This is a genomic window from Rosistilla ulvae (assembly GCF_007741475.1).
Lineage (GTDB): Bacteria > Planctomycetota > Planctomycetia > Pirellulales > Pirellulaceae > Rosistilla > Rosistilla ulvae.
This window is the reverse complement of sequence record NZ_CP036261.1, coordinates 6,688,864-6,708,950: the sequence shown is the minus strand read 5'-3', so window position 1 is coordinate 6,708,950 and position 20,087 is coordinate 6,688,864. Positions and strand designations below refer to the sequence as shown.

The 20,087-nt window shown below is 57.6% G+C and carries 15 protein-coding genes; 8 read left to right on the top strand and 7 right to left on the bottom strand.

Annotated elements, in window-relative coordinates:
• Nucleotides 1-100: 100 nt before the first annotated feature.
• Both EC9_RS23850 and EC9_RS23845 read right to left on the bottom strand, forming a co-directional pair.
• Nucleotides 101-1,048 carry an Lnb N-terminal periplasmic domain-containing protein gene (locus EC9_RS23850; protein ID WP_145348530.1) on the bottom strand — a complete coding sequence of 316 codons (948 nt, stop codon included), beginning with the start codon at nt 1,046-1,048 and terminating at the stop codon, nt 101-103.
• Between the two features lie 71 nt (nt 1,049-1,119).
• Entirely contained in the window at nt 1,120-2,142 is a 1,023-nt protein-coding gene (locus tag EC9_RS23845; RefSeq protein ID WP_145348529.1) for a DUF4261 domain-containing protein, read from the bottom strand.
• Between the two features lie 357 nt (nt 2,143-2,499).
• On the opposite strand from EC9_RS23845, the gene EC9_RS23840 reads away from it, so the two are divergent.
• Nucleotides 2,500-3,393, top strand: a complete 894-nt coding sequence (locus tag EC9_RS23840) for an alpha/beta hydrolase (protein ID WP_145348528.1) — start codon at nt 2,500-2,502, stop codon at nt 3,391-3,393.
• A gap of 132 nt (nt 3,394-3,525) precedes the next feature.
• Here the strand turns inward: EC9_RS23840 and EC9_RS23835 are convergent, their stop codons facing one another.
• On the bottom strand, nt 3,526-3,915 hold the full coding sequence (locus EC9_RS23835) for a heavy-metal-associated domain-containing protein (protein WP_218934387.1): 390 nt from the start codon (nt 3,913-3,915) through the stop codon (nt 3,526-3,528).
• 274 nt (nt 3,916-4,189) lie between these two features.
• Between EC9_RS23835 and EC9_RS23830 the strand changes: the two genes are divergently transcribed.
• The 6 genes from EC9_RS23830 (at nt 4,190) to EC9_RS23805 (ending at nt 10,543) form a co-directional block, all read left to right on the top strand.
• Nucleotides 4,190-4,924, top strand: coding sequence for a cysteine peptidase family C39 domain-containing protein (locus EC9_RS23830; RefSeq protein ID WP_145348527.1), 735 nt, complete (start codon nt 4,190-4,192; stop codon nt 4,922-4,924).
• Nucleotides 4,925-4,944: 20 nt separating this feature from the next.
• Complete coding sequence (locus EC9_RS23825; RefSeq protein WP_145348526.1) at nt 4,945-6,420, top strand: RimK family protein; 1,476 nt, start codon at nt 4,945-4,947, stop codon at nt 6,418-6,420.
• Entirely contained in the window at nt 6,417-7,661 is a 1,245-nt protein-coding gene (locus tag EC9_RS23820; RefSeq protein ID WP_145348525.1) for a glutamate-cysteine ligase family protein, read from the top strand. The genes EC9_RS23825 and EC9_RS23820 overlap by 4 nt, the downstream gene beginning before the upstream one ends.
• 71 nt (nt 7,662-7,732) lie before the next feature.
• Nucleotides 7,733-8,431, top strand: coding sequence for an N-formylglutamate amidohydrolase (locus tag EC9_RS23815; protein WP_145348524.1), 699 nt, complete (start codon nt 7,733-7,735; stop codon nt 8,429-8,431).
• 189 nt (nt 8,432-8,620) lie between these two features.
• A complete protein-coding gene (locus tag EC9_RS23810) occupies nt 8,621-8,992 on the top strand; it encodes a hypothetical protein (protein ID WP_145348523.1) in 372 nt (123 codons plus the stop codon).
• Nucleotides 8,993-9,208: 216 nt separating this feature from the next.
• A complete protein-coding gene (locus EC9_RS23805) occupies nt 9,209-10,543 on the top strand; it encodes a hypothetical protein (RefSeq protein WP_145348522.1) in 1,335 nt (444 codons plus the stop codon).
• A 63-nt stretch (nt 10,544-10,606) separates the two neighbouring features.
• Here EC9_RS23805 and EC9_RS23800 read toward each other — a convergent pair whose 3' ends face one another.
• The 3 genes from EC9_RS23800 to EC9_RS23790 all read right to left on the bottom strand — a co-directional run bounded on the left by EC9_RS23800 (nt 10,607) and on the right by EC9_RS23790 (nt 12,656).
• Nucleotides 10,607-11,818, bottom strand: a complete 1,212-nt coding sequence (locus EC9_RS23800) for an AI-2E family transporter (protein ID WP_145348521.1) — start codon at nt 11,816-11,818, stop codon at nt 10,607-10,609.
• A 53-nt stretch (nt 11,819-11,871) separates the two neighbouring features.
• Nucleotides 11,872-12,054, bottom strand: coding sequence for a hypothetical protein (locus tag EC9_RS23795; protein WP_145348520.1), 183 nt, complete (start codon nt 12,052-12,054; stop codon nt 11,872-11,874).
• 131 nt (nt 12,055-12,185) lie between these two features.
• Entirely contained in the window at nt 12,186-12,656 is a 471-nt protein-coding gene (locus EC9_RS23790; RefSeq protein ID WP_145348519.1) for a PA2169 family four-helix-bundle protein, read from the bottom strand.
• Nucleotides 12,657-13,203: 547 nt separating this feature from the next.
• Between EC9_RS23790 and EC9_RS27090 the strand changes: the two genes are divergently transcribed.
• Nucleotides 13,204-19,371 (top strand): PAS domain-containing protein, encoded by a 6,168-nt coding sequence (locus EC9_RS27090; RefSeq protein ID WP_145348518.1) that lies wholly within the window; start codon nt 13,204-13,206, stop codon nt 19,369-19,371.
• Between the two features lie 43 nt (nt 19,372-19,414).
• Here EC9_RS27090 and EC9_RS23780 read toward each other — a convergent pair whose 3' ends face one another.
• Nucleotides 19,415-19,921, bottom strand: coding sequence for a response regulator (locus EC9_RS23780; protein WP_218934386.1), 507 nt, complete (start codon nt 19,919-19,921; stop codon nt 19,415-19,417).
• Nucleotides 19,922-20,087 lie beyond the last annotated feature (166 nt).

Below are 20,087 nucleotides of genomic sequence, written 5' to 3'. Positions count from 1 at the left end.
CCAGTGGCGGTTGCGACCGGCCGGTCTCGTGGCGGGCGCCACCTCTCGATCGATTGGAGAGGGGGGGCGATGAGACCTTGGCGTCGATCGATTTGGATGGCTATTCGCGAATCAGCCGCGAGAAGTTTTTATCGCCCAAGTGTTGCCGTGCTTTCAGGCTCACAAAGGCTTCGCGGCGGACCTGTTCAAACGGCCGCGAGGTGTCGATCAGTTTCAGATCGTACGCCAGTTTGTCGCTGTGTCCGGGCATCATCAATCGCCAATCGGTCATCAGGCTCGCCGGGGCGAACGGGGCGATGTGATCGGCGACGTTCGTGGCACAGCTGTTCCGCAGCGAGTCGTAGAACTCGGGCGTCTGCCGCAATTGATTGCAGCGTTCCAAGACGCTACGCAAGATCTGGGCCGATTGTTGCGGTGTCGCTCGCGAGCGGTACAAGAAGATGTCGTTGCGCCGCACCTCGGCTCGCAATCCCAACAGATCGGTTTCGTCCCCAAGGATGTAGATCAGATCGAACTGCTTCGCCACTCCGGCGATCGGTGAATAGGTCTCCCCCGCTTCCAGCCGGGCTTCGACGCTGAGTGCCAAGTAGCGATCGTCACCCAGATCAAAGCTGATCATGGTGTGAGCTAGCATTGGCGTGTCTTGAAACGGCACGACGATGAAGTCGACAGCTTGGACATCCTCCCATCGGAACTTCCAATCGGAGTGTTTGACGTCGTAATCATCGCTGGAACGCCAGCGGCATTGCCGTACGTTGTGGATGACCGCTTTGTCTTTATCGTCGTCCAGTTCCGCAAACGGCAACACGCTCAGTTCGGGCCGCCAATCGCGGCGCTGCGATGGCCCGGCCGATGAGGCTAGGTCGACGACCAGCTTGGCCGGCGTCGGTAGACTCTCGGCGATCTCTTGGGCGGGGACGTCGCCGCGCAACACCCCACAGCCACTCGCTGCACCGATCAGGCAGAGCACGTGGAGCAGGAGTAGATTCGTTGCGTTAAGCCGTTGCCGCATCGGAACATAGATCGTCGAACGGGCGGCGCGTGTCAAGATCGAATTGCAACCAGAGGCGGGGGCCGCGAGGGGGATTCGCGGTCGGTCGCGCTGCCGCAACAACGCCTTTAGAAAGGCTGTTCGTTGTCGTCGTCGGGGTCTTCGAAGTCCATCAGCTCGTCCAGCTGTTCTTCGATCTCGTCGTCGGACATCCCCGTGTCGGTCAATTCGGAGGGGGCTTCGGTGCCGTCGTCTGGGAACCAACGGACGGTCGGCCGCGGCGGATCGGTCAACGCATCGTCGCACAAGATCGCTCGCCAAACGATGTCGCCGGGACCGTCGGCAGTATCGTCTTCTTCGATCACATCCCCTTCCTTGAGCATGTAAAGCGAAGCGTTTCGAAGGAAACCTTCCACGTCGGTCGCTTCGTATTTATCCGCCTGGTAGGCCGCTTCGACATCGGGCAGGTCGAATTGTCCATTGCCGACGGTGTCCATCAACGACCAATCGTCGGTCGCGCGGAACAGACGTACATTGGTCCACATGTCCAACGGAGGCAGATGGTGGCACCAAGCGTAATTCAGCCCTTCGCGCAGACCGTCCTGGTCTCGCAAGACCTCGCCGCCGGGGTTGAAGTAACAGAGCGCTTCGGGGATCGTCAGCAGCGCCGCAGCGATCTTCGTCAGGTATTCCATCTCGTCGATGGCGTCGTAATCGTCTGGCAGCAGGGGCGCATCGTCGTCGGCAACGCCGATCACATAGCTGCACAGGATCCGGATAAAGCAGGTGTGCTGTTGGATGACGTCGCGGCTGTCTTCCCAGGCCCAAGCTTGCTCGGTCGATCGTTCGAGACAGCCCGGATAGGCCAACGGGCCAAACTGCCCCAGCGACCAAGCGACAAAGACATCGGGCTGGTCTTGGGGATCCCCCATCTCGTCGGGCCAGCGGTTTTCGACAACGCTCAACAAGACCTGGCCGTCGACTTCGGGACGGTATCCGACCAGCAACGATGGCTGGTCGATCAATTCGTCGTCTCCTCCGGTCGGCTGTCCCACGATCTCAAAATCGCGTAGCGCTTGCGCGATCCGATCCAGCGAAACTGGTTCGCTCAATAAAATGCACAGACCTTGCGAAAAAAAACCTTTCGGCATTGCGTTTCCTTGACGCTCCTCTCGCTCACCGTTGTACTGCAATTTGGGGTCACTGACGACCGGGTGACGCGAGGCCTGCGGTGAACGTCGCATCCTTGGTCTTGCCGGTGATGCCACGACAACCAAGGTGACCGCGTGCCGCGGCGTTCGATGTAGGATTTGATAGAAACATGTTTCTGCCGTTGTTATAACATAGCGGCCCCAATCGCCGCGACCATTTTGACAACGCTCCCAGGGCCATTCCGTGTTTCAATTTGAGGTATCAGCCGGCACGCGCGAGCGTCCGGTTTCCTTGGACAATCCGGCGATAACGCGTGCCGGCTCAACGATCTCTCCTTCGTTCTGGAACCCAACTCGATGAAACTACTATCGGTTGCCGCAACCGCTGCTTTGCTGATCGTCGCATCCCACGCCTCGGCGGCAGATCCCCCCACCCGTGCCAACGTCCCTTACGGTGAGCATCGCTTGCAGACGATCGACTTTTGGCAAGCCGAAGGCGAAGGGCCACGTCCGTTGTTGGTCTACATCCACGGCGGTGGCTGGACTGGGGGCGACAAAAAGCGGCGCCCTGCCGACGTTGAACCGTTCCTCGACAAAGGGATCTCTTATGCTGCGATCAATTACCGGTTGACCGGCGAAGTTCCGTTGCCCGCTCCGGTCCACGACGCCGCTCGCGCGATCCAGTTCATTCGCAGCAAGGCGAGCGAGTGGGACATCCGCCCCGACCGCATCGCCCTGACCGGCGGCAGCGCCGGGGCATGCACATCGATGTGGCTGCTGTGTCACGATGATCTGGCCGATCCGAAATCGAATGATCCGATCGCGCGAGAATCGACGCGAGTCACCGCCGCTGCCGTCTCTTCGGGACAGACCTCGATCGACCCCAAGGTGATCGAGCCCTGGCTGGGACCGGGCGTGTTGAAGCATCGGATGATCAACATGGCGGTCGGCGAAGCGACGATGGCCGGGGCGTTGGCCAACTACGACAAGCATCACGATCTGTATGTCGAATTCTCGCCTTACAATCACGTCAGCGCCGACGATCCCCCGCTGTTCATGACCTATTCCGCCGACATGACGCTGCCATCAAAAAATGCGGGGCACGGAATTCATCACCCCGTCTATGGCGTGAAGATGAAAGAGAAAGCCGATAGCGTCGGGCAGGAATGCCATCTGGCGATCCCCGGACACTCGAAGACCCCGTTTGCCAATGCGCAAGCTTTTTTGTTCGCCAAGCTGCTGGCGGAATGATATCAACGGAAGTCTCGCCACCGCGGGCGACCAGGGGGAAGCGGTGGCCGCATCGCATGAACTGCTGTTGAAATCAGAAATCGGAGAGCCGCAGAGAGTCTGCGGCTGCCGAGTCGATTGAGAGAGACGCGATTAGTTGGCGTCGATCTTGGTGGCGTCGAAGCCTGCTTTTTCCAGCTTCGCCAAAGCGGTTTCCAAGTTAAAGGCGTTGCTGTAGGTCACGAAGACGGTTTTGTTGTCCAGTTCGGTCTCGCTTTTCTGTTTGGCCAGTTCGACACCTTGGACTCCGTCGACCGATTCCAACGCTTCCTTGACGGTTGGGTAGCAGCCAAACGCACAGTGCATTCCAGGGACGCTAAGAGCCACGCTTTGGACGTCGACATCCGAACCTGTGTCGACAGCAAGCGTGGTGCTGCTAGCAACGTTCGAATCGCTCGGTTGAGCCGTTTCGGTGGGCTTGCCCATGACAAAGACGATGCCTGCGGCGATCAGAACGGCGACAACATAGACCATGAATCGCATTGGATTCTCCGGTTTGAGTGTTTGAAAATTCGGTTCGTTGAAGGGGGGCGGCCAGCGAGCGGATTCATCGCCGACCGATCAGCGACGCTGCCAGCATCGCGGGTTTTCTATTCTAGGTCGGAACGAAGGCCCAACCAAGAGCGCACGCAGCGACTGCGACAATTCGATTTTCAAATTGAGTCCTTCTCAATATCGATCGGCTGGTGTTATCATGCGCAAACCGGCTCATCGATCGAGGCCGGCGTTCGATGGTCTCTGCCGTTCGCCTGCACGTATGAAGCTGACACTACCCGTTGAGATTGAACCCCAGCCGACGGATTCCGCCTGTGGAGCGACTTGTCTCCAGGCGATCTACCGCTACTGGGGAGTCCATATGCCGGTCGCTCAGATCCTGGCCGACATTCCTCAACTGGAAATGGGGGGAACGCTGGCGGTTCAACTGGCCTGCCACGCCTTGGTTCGCGGCTTCTCCGCATCGATCTACACCTACAATGTCCAAGTCTTCGATCCGACTTGGTTCAATCGTTCCGAAGTCGATCTGGCCGAACGGTTGCAGCGACAACGCGATGCCAAGGGAGATGCGAATCCCCGTTTGAGTGTGGCGACCGATGCCTATCTGCGGTTCGTTTCGTTAGGGGGCCAGGTGCTGATGCAGCCGTTGGAACGGCCGTTGATCCGCCAACATCTAACCGATCGCGTTCCGATGCTCGCGGGACTGAGCGCCACGTTTTTGTATCAGGAATCGCGCGAGCGACCTCAGGCTCCCGATGATCGTGGAATCAGTAGCGTGCCCGATGATTTGACCGGTGAACCGGTCGGCCATTTTGTTGTGCTCAGCGGGTACGACGACGAAGCCGATGCGGTGATGATTGCCGATCCCTTGCATCCCTATTCCAGTGGCGCCTCGCAGCCCTACTATTGGTCGCCAATCGATCACGTTGCCGCGGCGGTGTTGTTGGGCATCGTGACGTTTGATTCCAATTTCTTGGTCTTGCGTCCACTAACCTAGCTGAAGGACTTTGCAGATCGATGGCTGTCGTAATCGTTACCGAGGCAGAACAGGATTGGATACGCAACATCCCCGACGTCGAGATCCTTGACCCGCACGAATATCTGACCAGCCCCGACTGGAATCGTCGCCGGAACATCAAGATCTATAACCTGGCCCGGTCGTACCGTTACCAGAGTTTAGGCTACTACGTGTCGCTGTTGGCGGAAGCTCGCGGGCATCGCCCGTTTCCAAGCGTCGTGACGATTCAAGACTTAGAACAGCGACAGGCGATCCGTTTGGTGCCGTTGGAATTGGAAGGCTTGATCAACCAATGTTTGACGCCGCTGCATTCGGACAAGTTTTCGATGAGCGTCTATTTCGGGCGCAATCTCGCCACCCGATACAACCGCTTGGCCCGCGAACTGTCGACGATGTTCCAGGCACCGTTGCTGCGATTCGAATTTGCGCGGCGGAAAAAGTGGCGGCTGATGAGTGCGCATGCGATCGGATTGGAGGACATCCCGGCGTCGCATCAACCGTTTGTTGCCGAACAGGCTCAGCGGCACTTCAGCCGCGGGTCGACAGGCAAAGTCAAACGGGCGGCCTATCGATTTGATCTGGCGATTTTGCACAACCCCAACGAAGGCGATAATTCGCCATCGGACGAGAAAGCGTTGCAAAAGTTTGTCAAAGCGGCTGCCAGCGTCGGCATCAATGCGGAACTGCTGACGATCGAAGACGCCGGCCGGCTGTTGGAATTCGATGCGTTGTTCCTTCGCGAGACAACCGCCGTCAATCACTACACCTACCGGTTGGCGCGTCGCGCCGAACGCGAGGGTTTGGTGGTCATCGACGATCCGAAATCGATCCTGCAATGCACCAATAAAGTCTATCTGGCCGAACTGCTGCACAAAGCGAAGATCGCCACGCCGCAAACGATCGTCGCGTATCGCGGCAACGCGGCGCGGATCGTGGCCGAACTGGGATTCCCCTGTGTTTTGAAACGTCCCGACAGCGCGTTCTCCCAAGGCGTCGTCAAGGTCGAAACGTTGGAGGAATTGACGCGGCAATTGGAGATCTACTTTGCCGATTCCGAATTGGTCGTCGCCCAAAAATATATGCGGACCGATTTCGATTGGCGGATCGGAATCCTCGATCGACGGCCATTGTTCGCGTGCAAATATCACATGGCCCGCGGGCATTGGCAGATCATCAAACAAGATTCCCATGAAAAAAATGGCAAGTACGGCAAGTGTGAAACGATGCCGGTCGAACTGGCGCCGCGGAAAGCGGTCGCGTTGGCCCAGAAGGCAGCCGATCTGATCGGCGACGGACTGTATGGAGTCGACATCAAAGAGGCCGATGGGCAGTTTTTTGTGATCGAAGTCAACGACAACCCCAATCTCGATTCCGGTGTCGAAGACAAATTTCTCCGCGACGATTTGTATCGTCGGGTCATGGAGTCGTTCCTGCGACGAATCGAGCGGGTTAAATCGATGGATCTCACGCAATGAACCAGCCGCGGCGTTTGTCAATCTTCGAAGCCTTTGGGATCGAGCTGGAATATATGGTGGTCGATCGCGCGACGCTCGACGTTCGTCCGATCGCCGATCGCGTACTCCAGTCGGCTGCCGGTCGCCCGACCAGCGACTTCGATTGGGGCCCCACGACGTGGAGCAACGAACTGGCGCTGCACGTCTTGGAACTCAAGGGTTCGCAACCGACCAGCGATCTAATCGAGCTCTCCAGCAGTCTGCAGCAGAGCGTTGCCCGTTTGCAGCAGGCGTTGGCTGGTAGCGACGCGATTTTGATGCCCTCCGCGATGCACCCTTGGATGGATCCGGCGACCGAGACGCAATTGTGGCCTCACGAATGTGCGGAGATCTACAACGCCTACCATTCCATTTTTAATTGCTTCACGCACGGTTGGGCCAATGTGCAAAGCGTCCACCTGAACCTTCCTTTTGCCAACGACGACGAATTCGCTCGACTGCACGCGGCCGTTCGCCTGCTGTTGCCGATCCTCCCCGCATTGGCCGCCAGTTCGCCGATCGTGCAGCGACAGGTCGGTCCGTGGCGCGATATGCGGATGCAGAAGGTCCGCGAGCATTGCAGGCGAGTCCCGTTTTTGACCGGCGCGATGATTCCCGAACCGATCTACGACGAAGCGACCTATCGCCGCGAGATCTTTGCGGGATTGAAAACCGCGATCGCTCCCTACGACACTGCCGGCGTGTTCGATGCAAATTTCTTGAACGCCCGCGGCGCGATCGCTCGCTTCGATCGCGGTTCGGTCGAAATTCGGGTGATGGATGTCCAGGAGCATCCGGCGGTCGATGTCGCAATTTGTATCGCGGCGATCGGTGTGCTGAAGACACTGGTCGCCGAGCGTTGGCAGCCGCTGGGATCGCAACAACAGATGAGTGTACCGGCGCTGTCGCGTCTGTTGGATCGCGTCTCGGCGGAGGCGGAAGCCACAGTGATCGACGATGCTCCCTATTTGCAACAGTTTGGGATTTCTGATCGCTCGCTCACCGCGGGAGAACTGTGGCGTCACCTGATCGGCGAGGCGGCCAAACACGAACCGTTGATCGACGGTGTCGAAGACGATCTGCGGTCGATCCTTCAACATGGATCGCTGGCAACGCGGATCGTCGGGGCGATTGATGGCGATCTGCGGCAGGAACGCTTGGGCGAAGTTTATCGCGTATTGTGCGATTGTCTGTCCGCCGGACGTTCCTTTCCCGCCGCGTAGATCGATCGTTTTTGTTTATCGCACTCGCTGCCCCGGTGCCAAATCGCGAGGCGACTGAAGAGGCTTTGGGGATGGACTTGTTATTGACCTGTGAGCATGCGACGAATCACATTCCCGCCGAATACGCGGATCTGTTTGTCGATTCGCAAGAGGTGCTCGCCAGCCATCGAGGGTGGGATCCCGGCTCGCTGGCCCTTGGGCGGACACTAGAGCGTCGCTTGTCGGCAGTCCTGTTTCGCACAACTGTCTCGCGGTTGTTGGTCGAGGTAAACCGCTCGCCCGGAAATCGGCAGCTGTTTTCAGAGTTCAGTCGGTCGTTGGATGCGGAAGCGAAAGAAGCGATCCTGCAACGCTACTACTGGCCGCATCGTCGACAGGTTGAGACCTGGATCGAAGACCGGCTGTCGATCGCAACGCGGGTCGTCCACTTGTCGTTGCATACGTTTGTTCCGGAGCTGCATGGGCAGACCCGAAACGCCGATATCGGCCTGTTGTACGATCCACGCCGCGACGCGGAGAAGGCGTTCTGCGATCGATGGCACGACGCGCTGCGAGACGCCAACAAGGATTTGCGGGTTCGTCGGAACTATCCCTATTTGGGAAGGTCCGATGGATTGACGACGGCCCTGCGGCGGCGGTTTCCCGATCCGTTTTACGCAGGCATCGAACTGGAAGTAAATCAGGCCTTGGTCTGCGAGGCGAGCGGTTGGCGGAGATTGAAACGCGGCATCGCCGATGCATTGGACAGTGCGTTGTCGGCTTCGCGATGACGTCATCGCGTTCACGATCTTTCTGGTGTTGCTGCAAAAACGTCCACGGTTGTCGATCATCGACCGGATCCCGCCGTTGCAATCGCGTTTTACTTGGCCGACGGGCCTCTGGCACGACGTTTGCGATTCCCCTGATCCATCGCTTGCGGGTGTTCGCGAGCAAAGCTAACGCAATACAAGGAGAATTCGATGAAGACGCTAACCTCAAGTGCTTTGGCACTCAGTACTATTTTGTTTGTAGGTTGTGATGAATCGGCGCTTGAACAGCAAGCCGACGAAATCCGCGACCAAACGCAATATCAAGCGGAAGAAATCCGTGACGCTTCGCAAATGGAAGCCGAAGCGATTCGCGATCAATCGCAAAACGCGGCGGAGAATTTGCGCGAACGGACCGACAACGCCCCCGACGCGGTGCAAGATCGCGCTGAAGAGCGAGCCGATGCAATCGAAGATCGAGGCGAAGCCGCAGCCGATCAGAAGGAAGTCCGCGGGGAAAACAAGGCCGACGCTGTCGAAGAGCGGGGCGAGGAAAAGGCGGACGAACTGGAAGCGGTTGAATAGTCCGCTTCAAGGTTCCTTGATCCCGCCATTGCGTGGGGATCTTTTGTGCATATCCGATGCCCGACAACTTTGCAGTTGTCGGGCTTCTATTATTGGTAGACTGCATCGCGGACCGCAGCGGCGAGCTAGACTGTGGAGCACTTCGCCCAACGGCAGCCGCGCTGCGCTGTTGATCGCTCCGGAACACTGTCGCGTTGGACGCTCGAGCCGGCGAGAATGTCTCCGCTGATATTCCCTGGTTTTCGGATTCGTAAAAACATGACGACGCAATACGGTTTGCCCTTCGGACTGCTGTTGTTTCTATTTCAACTCGCTGCTCCTTCCTCCGCGCAACCTGCGGTGACGCCACAAATCGGTGCTCCCACGGTGGTTGCCTCGGACGACGATGCTTCGCGTTCGAATAACCAATCCGCGAAGAACGAGTCTGCGGCCGACGCGACCCTGCCAGCCGCTCCGATCACGACGGATCCGGTGCCAGCGCCGACGATGTCCGCCGCCGACGAAGCGGGCGAGTCGTTGCCTAACGAGCCCATTCCGGAATCGGTTGCTGCCGATGCGGTCACCAAAGCGGCGATCGAAGCGGAGCTGGAATCGACTCCATTGGAGGAGTTTGACGTTCGCGCGCGCGATGAGGTCTGGACGATCAGCAGCCGCCATCTTGGATCTCGGAACGCAGCGATCGAATCGCTTCAGTTTCGTCGGCGGATCGACGGAGGACGCTGGGTGAACGAAAGTGCTGCGAACTTTCTCAGCCCTTATGCGGGTCCTGGCAAACAGCAAACGTGCTTTTTGATCCATGGAAATCGGACCCCCGAAATGAAAGCGATTCGGCGTGGTTTGCAGACCTATGATCAAACCGTCTTGGGATCGAGACCGATTTCGACATCCATTCGGTTTGTGATTTGGATGTGGCCAGCGGATCAGATCAAGGGACAGGTTCGGGACGTCCGCGTGAAGGCAGGACGCGCCGATCTGCACGCCTTCTATTTGGCTCGCTTGATAACCGCAGTGCAAACTCAGGAACCGGTTGCGGTGATTGGGTACAGCTTTGGCGGACGATTGGCGATCGGGGCGATGCATCTGATGGGAGGTGGATCGCTGTGTGGATCGCGATTGCCCAATACGCCTGTATCGTCACCTCGCGTGAATCTTGGGTTGGTAGCCCCGGCGATCCGCAACGACTGTTTCATCACGACTCGGTCGCAAGCGTTGTGTCCCGTCAATCGGTTGTTCTTGTTGCACAATACGCGCGATCAGTATTTAAAACTGTATCGCTTCCTGAAGCTCGACGACAATACGCCCGCGTTGGGTTACACGGGAATCTGCGGGATGAACCGATCGCAGATTTCCAGTGATCGCATTCGGCAATTCGATGCGTCGCAAAGCGTCGGAAGCGATCACGATTATCTGGAATACCTCGCGGACAAACGTATCGATGCGTTGGCCAGACAAAATCTGTTTTCGGGAGTGGCCAGCAATCGGACGTCGCAAGTGTCGGCTCCGATCCAGGTCCAACCGATGCGGGGTGGCAGCGTTCGCCTGTCGCAGTAGCCGTTCTTCGTCCAGCGTCGTGCGAACCGCCGCGCGAGCTGACACCCTGTGCCCCGCACCGGGTTAAGACGCTGGTGCCGCTTCGGTCGCTGGTTGATCGATGCGAACGACCTGCGACGGTTCATCAACGTCTGGTTCTGGCGACCGCACCGTGGCGGATGTCGTTGCGGGGGCGGGGTCTGCGGCTCCCAGGATCGTGGCCAACGGTGCCAGTCCGTCGTAAGACTCGCAAGTCATTCGCGCGGCGATCAGGATTGGCACCGATAAAAAGACTCCTACCACGCCCCACATCCATCCCCAGACAACGATCGACACAAACACCAGCACGGGACTCATGCTCATCGAGCGTCCCAAGATCGCGGGCGTTAAGAATTGACCCTCCAGAGAGGTTAGCGCCAAGAAAGTTCCGGTGACCACAAAGGCGTAGTAGGTTGGTTCGAAGTTGACCAGGGCGACGACAAAGATGATGCACGCTCCGGCGATCGCGCCGACCAAGGGGATGAAGTTGAAGGCAAACGCCATCACTCCCCACAGCACAGGCGATGGCATGCCAAGGATCCACAATGCGATCCCCACGCTAAGGCCCAGACAGGCGTTGATCGTCGTGACTTGGGCGAGATAGCTGCCGAGACCTTCCTGTACGTTTTGCAGCACCTCAACCAACCGGCGGCGGGCTGTCATATTGGGTAGCGCCCGAACGATACTGCGCAGCAAGTTGTCGCCGGTGGCCAGCAGGAAATAGAGCATCGCGCCGCAGATCGTTAAAAACGAAACCACGTTTCCAGTGCCACTTAGATAGGACAGGTTGTTTGTCCAGTTGGGTTGTTTGATTTCGACCGGGACCGGTTTTTCTTCCTCCATCTCTTCGGCAACGGCTTCGTCCGACGGCTCGGTCAAGTCCTCCGCGGCGCGGTCGACAGCTTTCAATTTGTCGGTAATCGTCGACAACTTCTCCTTGACGACAGCAACGTGACGCGGCGCTTCGGCGATCGTCTCTTTCGCCGGTTGCAACACCAAGAACGTCCCCAAGCTAAGCAGGACCAACAAGCCGACCATCGTCCCGATGGCCCCTAGGGCAGGCGGCACGCCAAGCCGCTGGGCGTGTCGCACCAGGGGCCTGAGGACCAGATACAGCACGACCGCCGTGACGATCGGGACGATCATGCTGCGAGCGTAATAGGCCCCGTACAAAACGAGCGTGACAGCACAGATTCGCGCCGATAGCACGCCTGCGGTGTTCGGCGGAGGGGCTTGTTTAGCGTGTGCGTTGCTCATGTTTCATGGTGCTCAGTGCGGCTTGGCGGAGGAAGGGACCGACGCGATGCGGATTATTCGTCGACTTCGATATCGATCGCACCGGTATCGCGAGAGCGTTCGATTTCGACGCCGCCTCCGTTGGGCGTGTCGACATCCAGAATCTCTTCTTTGTTGTCGCATCCGACCAGCAGGAGGCTCATCGCAAAGGCCGAGATCAGCAAAAACGTATACATCAGATCTTTTGTCGCGTTCATGGGAATTCCTCGGTTGGGCGTTGCTCGTTCGGAGGCTGACGAGCGATCGAGAGCTCGCCAGCACGTTTGTTATCGTTCGTAATAGTCAGCAGGCACGATGCGGCATCGTCGCCGCTCACTTCTGCCGAAAACTACTTGTTCTTGTAGCTGTCGCGGAGGTCGCGGATCTTATCGTGCCCCGATTTGACGATCGCATATTGCGCCGTCAGAACATCGTTCATCGCGCTGCCGGCGGTTTCTTTCAGCACATCTTCGTAAGCGTGCTTGATGTGATCTTCGCCCCGTTCGGCCTCGATCAAAATTACGTAGGGATCGCCGCCGTTGATCTTGCTGCGGACGTTGATCCAGGCTCGGTGAACACTCGCGGCGACCGAGCCGTCTTCTTCCGCTTCGGCGCCATTCCATTCGACGTAGTTTTGCAGTTCGGTCGCCAGCGCGGATCGCTCCGTCGCGACCTGGCGGAAGAGCGTGGACAAGTTGTTGTCGGCGATCTCGTCGGCCGATTCGCGAAAGCCATCGTAGGCGTCGATGTTTGCGCGGATCAATTTCTGCAACTTGGTAACGGTCGTCTCGTTGAGGTTTGTCTTTGTTTCAAGGCTCATTGGGGTCGCTCCGGTTTGAGGTCGAAAATAAATGTTTGAGCGTGAACGCCGTTGCCACGCTGCCAGCGGTGGAGATGCAAAGAGCGTGCCATGTACTGTCGAGCGTGCAATTCTCCAACGCGGCTGCCAAAAAGAGGCGATGATTCACCAGCCGCGGCAGCGGCGATGCGCTCCTATCGACCAACTTGGTCGAGCGGCGGGCTGACACACCGCCCGGCGCGTGGCATGCGATGTGCTCCACACGACGCCCACCCCGGGTAACTTTGCCTGGGGCGGAAGGTAGTTGACCGGTCGAACTGAATTCTCTTCAATCAATATTGGTGGCTGAGTTTGTATTTCGTATGCCAAGGATCTGCGTGGAGCGAAAGTCCAGCAACATTCCGGCGGCCCAGCTGCAGCGGAAGCTCGTCGGGGGACATCGTGGCGTATTGCCGGAGATTCCTGCACGAGGTAGGAAGTGTGGGAAACCAATCGATCGCGCCGCGATCGACCAGCTCTGTTTTCGATCGAATCCACCGTGACCGCTGGCCAGCCTGGGCTCATCTGTATGAATGATCTGCAAAGCTCGCCGAATCGTTTGAACTCTGCCCCGCGACCGTTGGTCGTTGCTGTCGGCGCGTCGGTTGGTGGATTGGACGCGTTCGAGGAAATGTTGGCCGCGATGGGGGATGCCCCTGGAATGGCGATCGTTTTGGTTCGTCAGGCCGAACCGGATGCCGAGTCGGGTTTGGTCGATCGGATCGCCAGTTGGACTGCCCTGGAGGTGATAGAGCTGACCGATGGCACGATGTTGGAGCCAGGGAAGGTCTATGTTTGTCCGCCGCACAAACTTTTTCAGCTGAAGAGCGGTGCGGCGATCGCGGTGGAACAACCGACACCGCTGCAGCAACCAAAACCGATCGATGGTTTCTTTCATTCGCTCGCCGATGAGCAGCGAGAGTTGGGGATCGGCGTGATTCTTTCGGGATCGGGAACGGATGGCACGTTGGGACTTAAAGCGATCGGCGACCGCGGCGGTTTAACATTCGCACAGGATCCGACATCGGCCAAATTGGATTCGATGCCAAACAGCGCCGCGACGACTGGCGTGGCGGATCATGTGATGATGCCATCGGAAATCGCCGCAGAGCTGTTGCAGTATGGCAAGCATTTGGCGAGCTTGCGGAGCCCGGCAACGCGTCGACGATTGTGCGATCAGATCGAAGAAGCGATCCCAACGATTGCCGAAACCCTGTTCAAGGCGACCGAGCACGATTTTCAGCACTACAAATTCAATACGCTCGCCCGCCGCATCCAACGCCGCATGCGAGTGTTGAAGATCGCCACGGCAAGCGACTATGTCGACTATCTGCAACATCACCACGAAGAATCGCAGACGCTGTTTCAGGAACTGTTGATCGGTGTGACGACCTTCTTTCGCGACCCGGAGGCGTTTGAGACGTTGGCACAGCGGGTGTTGCCAAAGTTGTTCGAACATCGTGGCCCGAATGATTGTGTTCGGATTTGGGTTGCCGGATGCGCCAATGGATCCGAAGCCTACACGATGGCGATCTTGTGTCGCGAAGCGATGGATTCGATCGCCGCGCCGCCGGAGGTGCAGATCTTTGCAACCGATATCGACCAGCGGGCGTTGGCTATCGCCCGGGCCGGTTCGTATCCGATCGGGATCGAAGAACATGTTTCGCCGGCGCGGCTGAAACGCTTTTTCGTCAAACTGGGCAAACGCTATCAGGTGGTCAAAGAGCTTCGCGATATCGTGCTGTTTTCAACGCACAATCTGATCCACGATCCACCTTTTTCTAGGCAGGATCTGATCTGTTGTCGCAATCTGTTGATCTATCTAGGGCCGCATTTGCAGAACAAATTGATCCCCTTGTTCCATTACTCGCTCCGCCCATCGGGATACCTGTTTCTTGGACCCAGCGAAAACATCGCTTCGCATGGCGAATTGTTCCGTCCGGTCGATGCCCGGTTGCGGATTTCGCAACGCAAGGGAACGGCGACGCAGGGGGCCAAGGACCTGACGCTCGGTTCCCAGACACCACGCCGCCGCGACACCACGCCGGACCGCGAGACGGAGGTCGATCTGACGCAGTTGATGCAGAAGATTGCGTTGGACGAATTTACCCCTAAAACTGCAGTGATCGATGCCGCGGGCCAGTTGCTGACCAGTTCGCCTAACATTAATAAATACTTGAACCTCTCCGGAGGGCCCGTTCAAACGAACATTATTAAACTGGTCGACCGCGGGTTGCGGATCGGGTTGCGCGCGGCGATCGCAGAGGCGAAGCAATTGCGGCGTCGCGTGGAGCATGAAAATCTATCGATCCGCGTTGGCGATCTGGTGCAGCGCGTGATGTTGACAGTTCAACCGATGCCGCAAGTGGGCGAAGACGAACCGCTGTTGATGGTTGTCTTTCACGATGTCGGTTTGCCGTTCCGTCGCGAAGAGGTCGAAGGCAAGCAGACGGTCGGAGAGCACGATGTCGATTCGATCATCGCGGAGATGGAGCGGGAATTGGAAACGGTCCGCTGCGATCTGGATCGGTCGATGCAGGACATGGAAGCAGCCAATGAGGAGCTGAAGTCGTCCAACGAAGAACTGCTGTCGATGAACGAGGAACTGCAGTCGGCAAACGAAGAATTAGAGGCCTCTAAGGAAGAGATTCGGTTGGGTAGCGATGCGACGTCGCGAGCCAACGCCGACTTGGAAAATTTGCTCCGCAGCACGCAAATCGCCACTATCTTCTTGGACCGCCAGTTGCTGATTCGCAGCTACACCCCGGCGATTCAAGAAATCTATGGATTGATCCCCACCGACGTGGGACGGCCGTTGGAAATGTTTGTGCCACATGTCGAAAACATGCCGCCGCTGCCCGATCCGGCAACGATTCGCCAAGGGCAAGCGATCGAACATACGGTGGTGGCGAAATCGGGCAGATCGTATATCCGCCGCGTGTTGACCTATCGATCGCACACCGGACAGGCCGAAGGGCTGGTGGTCACGTTTACCGATGTCAGCGAGTTGCGCAACAGTCAGGAATTGTTTCAGTCGTTGGTCGAAGTCTCGGCGCAGATTGTTTGGATCGCCAGCGCGGAAGGGAAGATCGTCGAAGATTCGCCCAGTTGGCGGGCGTTCACCGGGCAAACCTTCGACCAATGGAAAGGGTTTGGCTGGCTCGATGCAGTGCATCCAGAAGACCGCGACGCAACCATCGCGGCATGGCGGATCGCGTTGGACAAGGGGGAACCATTTTCGTTCGAATATCGGCTGCGACATCATTCGGGGATCTGGAAGTGGAATCATGTACGGGCCGTATCCCAGCATCGCCATGACGGGACGATCCGTCGCTGGGTGGGCATGAACATCGATATCGACGATCGCAAGCGGGGCGAATTGAACCTCGCATTTTTAGCCGACTTGCAAGCACAGTTCAGTCCGTTGATGTCCGATTTCGATTTGATGCAAGTCGCGGTCACGCGGACGGCTGAATATATGGGTCTGTCGCGGTGTTGCGTCGTCGAGTTCGATCAGATGGGAGAATCTGCCGAAGTGATCTTTGAATATCACGACGATGGCCTCCGCAGTATCGCTGGCGCGCATCGGGTGCGAGACTTCCACGGCCCCAGCCAACGGCAGGCATTGCTTGCGGGGCGACAGGTCTATCTTTGCGATACGCAACGCGAGTGCGATGACCCGGCGTTCGCTGAGAATTTTCGCGCCATCCAGGCGGGGGCGTTTTGCAATTCGGGGTACGTCACCGAGCAGAAGATTCGGTTTTCCGTCGCGGCGATCAAACCGGCCGCCTACGCCTGGCAACCCGACGACTTAAATCTGTTGCAAGAGATTGCCAATCGATTGTTTATCCGAATCGACCGGGCGCGGGCGGAGATGGAAACGAAGCGTCGCGAAGCGCATCTGCGTCGCGTGATCAACAATCAATTGGGGCTGGTTGGTGTGATCGGGCGCGACGGAACGCTGTTGGAGGTCGATGATCGTTCGATGGGGATCGCTGGCCTGACGCGCGACGATGTGATCGGCAAGCATTTTGCAGAATGTCCCTGGTGGACCTACGACGCTCAGGTCCAGACGCAGATTCGCGAAGCGATGCAAAAAGGGTTTGCCGGTCAACGGGTGCGGTTTGATGTTGGGCTGTTCGCTCGCGGCGACGACCGTCTGATGATCGACTTTATGATCGCGCCGGTCTTCGACCACCGGGGACAGGTCGAATATCTGATCCCGTCGGGAGTCGATATCAGCGATCGCAAGGCGGCCGAGGATCAGGTGAGGGCGCATGCCGAACAATTATCGATCGAACGGACCAAATTGATCTCGCTGTTGGCCGATTATCGAAAAAATGAACAGTATCTGAAGCTGTCGCTGACCGCTGGTCGGTTGGGCAGCTGGCAATGGAATCCCAGCGAAAACCAAATCACACTGTCGGATGAATTGCTGGAAATCTTCGGGATGACGGCGGAAGATTACGATGGTTCGTTCGAATCGTCGCTGCAGGTCATCCATTGCGACGATCGCGATTTCGCTGCCTCCCAGTTGCGGGCGCTGTTGGAAGGGACCAGCAATGAGTTCCGTTTCGATTGGCGAATCGTCCGCGCTGACAATGGCAAAATCTGCTGGACCGAGACGCGGGGGCTCGTGACACGCGATGAGAACGGGACCCCGGTGTCGCTTACCGGGATCACTAGCGATGTGACCGACCGCAAGAAAGCCGATTTGGCATTGGTCGAAAGCAATCAACGAATGTCGATGGCGCTGAAAGCGGGACGCATGGCGGCGTGGGAATGGTCCGAGGACAAAAGCGTTTGGGAACCGGGGATGTTCGCCTTGCTGGGCATCGAACCGATCGAGAATCCGACGATGGATCTGTTCTTCCAGTATGTCTATCCCGAGGATGTGCCGGCGCTTCAATCGGTTTGGAAACAGGCGGCTGCGGGGCAAGACGATTATGACACCGAGTTCCGGATCGTTCGTTCCAACGGCGAGATCCGTTGGCTGGCGGGGGTTGGGACGGTGCTCTGCGACGATCGCGGCAACGTCGTTCGGATGCATGGCTTGAACTGGGATATCACCGACGAAAAACAATCCGAACTGGCAATCAAACTCAGCGAGGAACGGCTGCGAAGCGCCGCCGAAGCGGCCGGCTTTGGGATGTTGCACGCCGATCTGGTGAAAGGGACCGTGACGTATTCGCAAGAGCTGAAGCGGTTGGTCGGAATTGTCGACGCGGGTGAGGACCAGGATGAATCGCAGATCCCTGTTGGCAAAATGTTGGACTGGGTCCACCCCGATGACCGATCGGCCTGCGACAGGCACTACCGTGAATTGGTCGAACATCCCCACTCGGCCGACCGCAGAATCGATCATCGGATCGTTTGTCCTAACGGTGATGTTCGCTGGGTCCGGTTGCAGGCCAAGCCGTTGTTCACCGGCGAGGGGATCGAGGATGGTAAAGCGACTCAGTTGATCGGAACGTTATTGGACATTACGCAGCAGCGACAGTTCGAACAATCGTTGAAAGAAGCACGCGAACAAGCGGTCGCAGCCAATGAGTCCAAGAGTGCGTTTTTGGCCAACATGAGCCATGAGATCCGCACGCCGATGACCGCGATCTTGGGGTACACCGATTTGATCGCGGAAAAGTTAAACGACGACGAGACGTTGGCGTATGTTCGCACGATCCGTCGCAACGGCGATTTTTTGTTAGATATTATCAACGACATCTTGGATATTTCCAAAATCGAAGCGGGGAAATTCGATATCCGCAACGAGCGGTTTGCACCCAACCGATTGGTCGAAGATGTCCGTTCGATCATGGAGGTGCGGGCGACCGAACGGAAGCTGGAACTCGATGTCGAATACCATGGATTTATTCCCGCGGAAATTCAGAGCGACCCCAAACGCTTGAAGCAGATTTTGATCAATCTGGTTGGCAACGCGATCAAGTTTACCACCGCCGGTTGCGTCAATATCATCGTTCGTTTTCTTCCTGGTGAAATACCGCGGTTGCAGTTCGATGTCGTCGATTCGGGGATCGGGATGTCCGAAAAACAGAAGCGACGGCTGTTTCAACCCTTCTCGCAGGGAGACGGGAATGTGAATCGAGAGTTTGGTGGGACCGGATTGGGACTCGCAATCAGCAAGCGTTTAACGGAGATGCTGGGAGGAGAAATCTCGGTCTGCAGCAATCTCCACGAGGGGAGCACGTTTACCGTCACGATCGCCACCGGTGACATCGACAAGGTGCCGTTGATCCAGCCGCGTTTGACGACCGAGCTAACGCAGGAAGAGACGGTTGGCGAAAAGATCACGCTGAATTGTCGGATCTTGGTTGTCGATGATCGTCGCGACATCCGGTTCCTCAGCAGGAGACTGTTGACCAAAGCGGGGGCGGAGGTTGACGAGGCCGAGGATGGGCAAGTCGCGCTGACGATGGTTCGAGAGAAGCTGGCCCGAGACGAGTGGTACGATTTGGTTCTGTTGGATATGCAGATGCCGCGGTTGGATGGTTACCAAACTGCCCAACAATTGCGGAAGCTTGGTTTTGCCGGACCGATCATCGCTCTGACCGCCGACGCGATGCAAGGGGATATGACTCGCTGCATCGAGTGCGGTTGCAACGACTACCTAAGTAAGCCGATCAATGTCCAACGACTGACTTCGATGGTCCATCGCTTTACGACCTCGCCTCCTGCGTGAAGTAGGACGCGTGCGATCGCGTCCAGCAGCGCCGCCGCTTGAATTAGGAATCGCTTGAGAACAACGGCTTCAACAACCGGCGGAAGGTTGGCGAGACCAAACCATCCCCGCTGATTTTGCCGTTGGGATCGCTGACGATCAACTTTTCCTGGTCCGTTCCGGCGGCGGCTAGCACCGCCAACACGATCGCATAGGTGGAGTATTGGTCGAGTGGTTTGGCCAGCAGACCGTTGCCACCTAAGCGTTCGATCGTTTGTTCGATCTGCCCATCGTGCAAACTGGTGATCATCACGACGGGGATCGAATGAATTTGCGGTGATGGGTCGGCTCGGACACGCTGCAGCAGCTTCAGACCGCAACAATTGGGCATTTCGATGTCGGTGATCAACAGGTCGGGTGGCTCGCGCTGAATCGCTTCCCAGGCCTCGTCGCCATCGGCCGCGAGCACGCATTCGAATTGGCAATCGCAAAGCCAGGAGCGCAGGATCTCGCGCGATGCACGAACATCATCCGCGATCACACAGCGTTTGGTTTGTTCGAGGTTCGGCATGATTTTGTTCGCGTTGGGTGAAGAGAGAGTTCGACGGGCTGGCATTTACCCTGACGAAGCGGGTTTGACCAAATCAAAGCTTTCACGCAAATTTTATGCCAGTGCATTGGTTCCGGTAGCCACACGTGACGGTGTCGCTCGGTTCGAGCGACATCCATTTTACCAC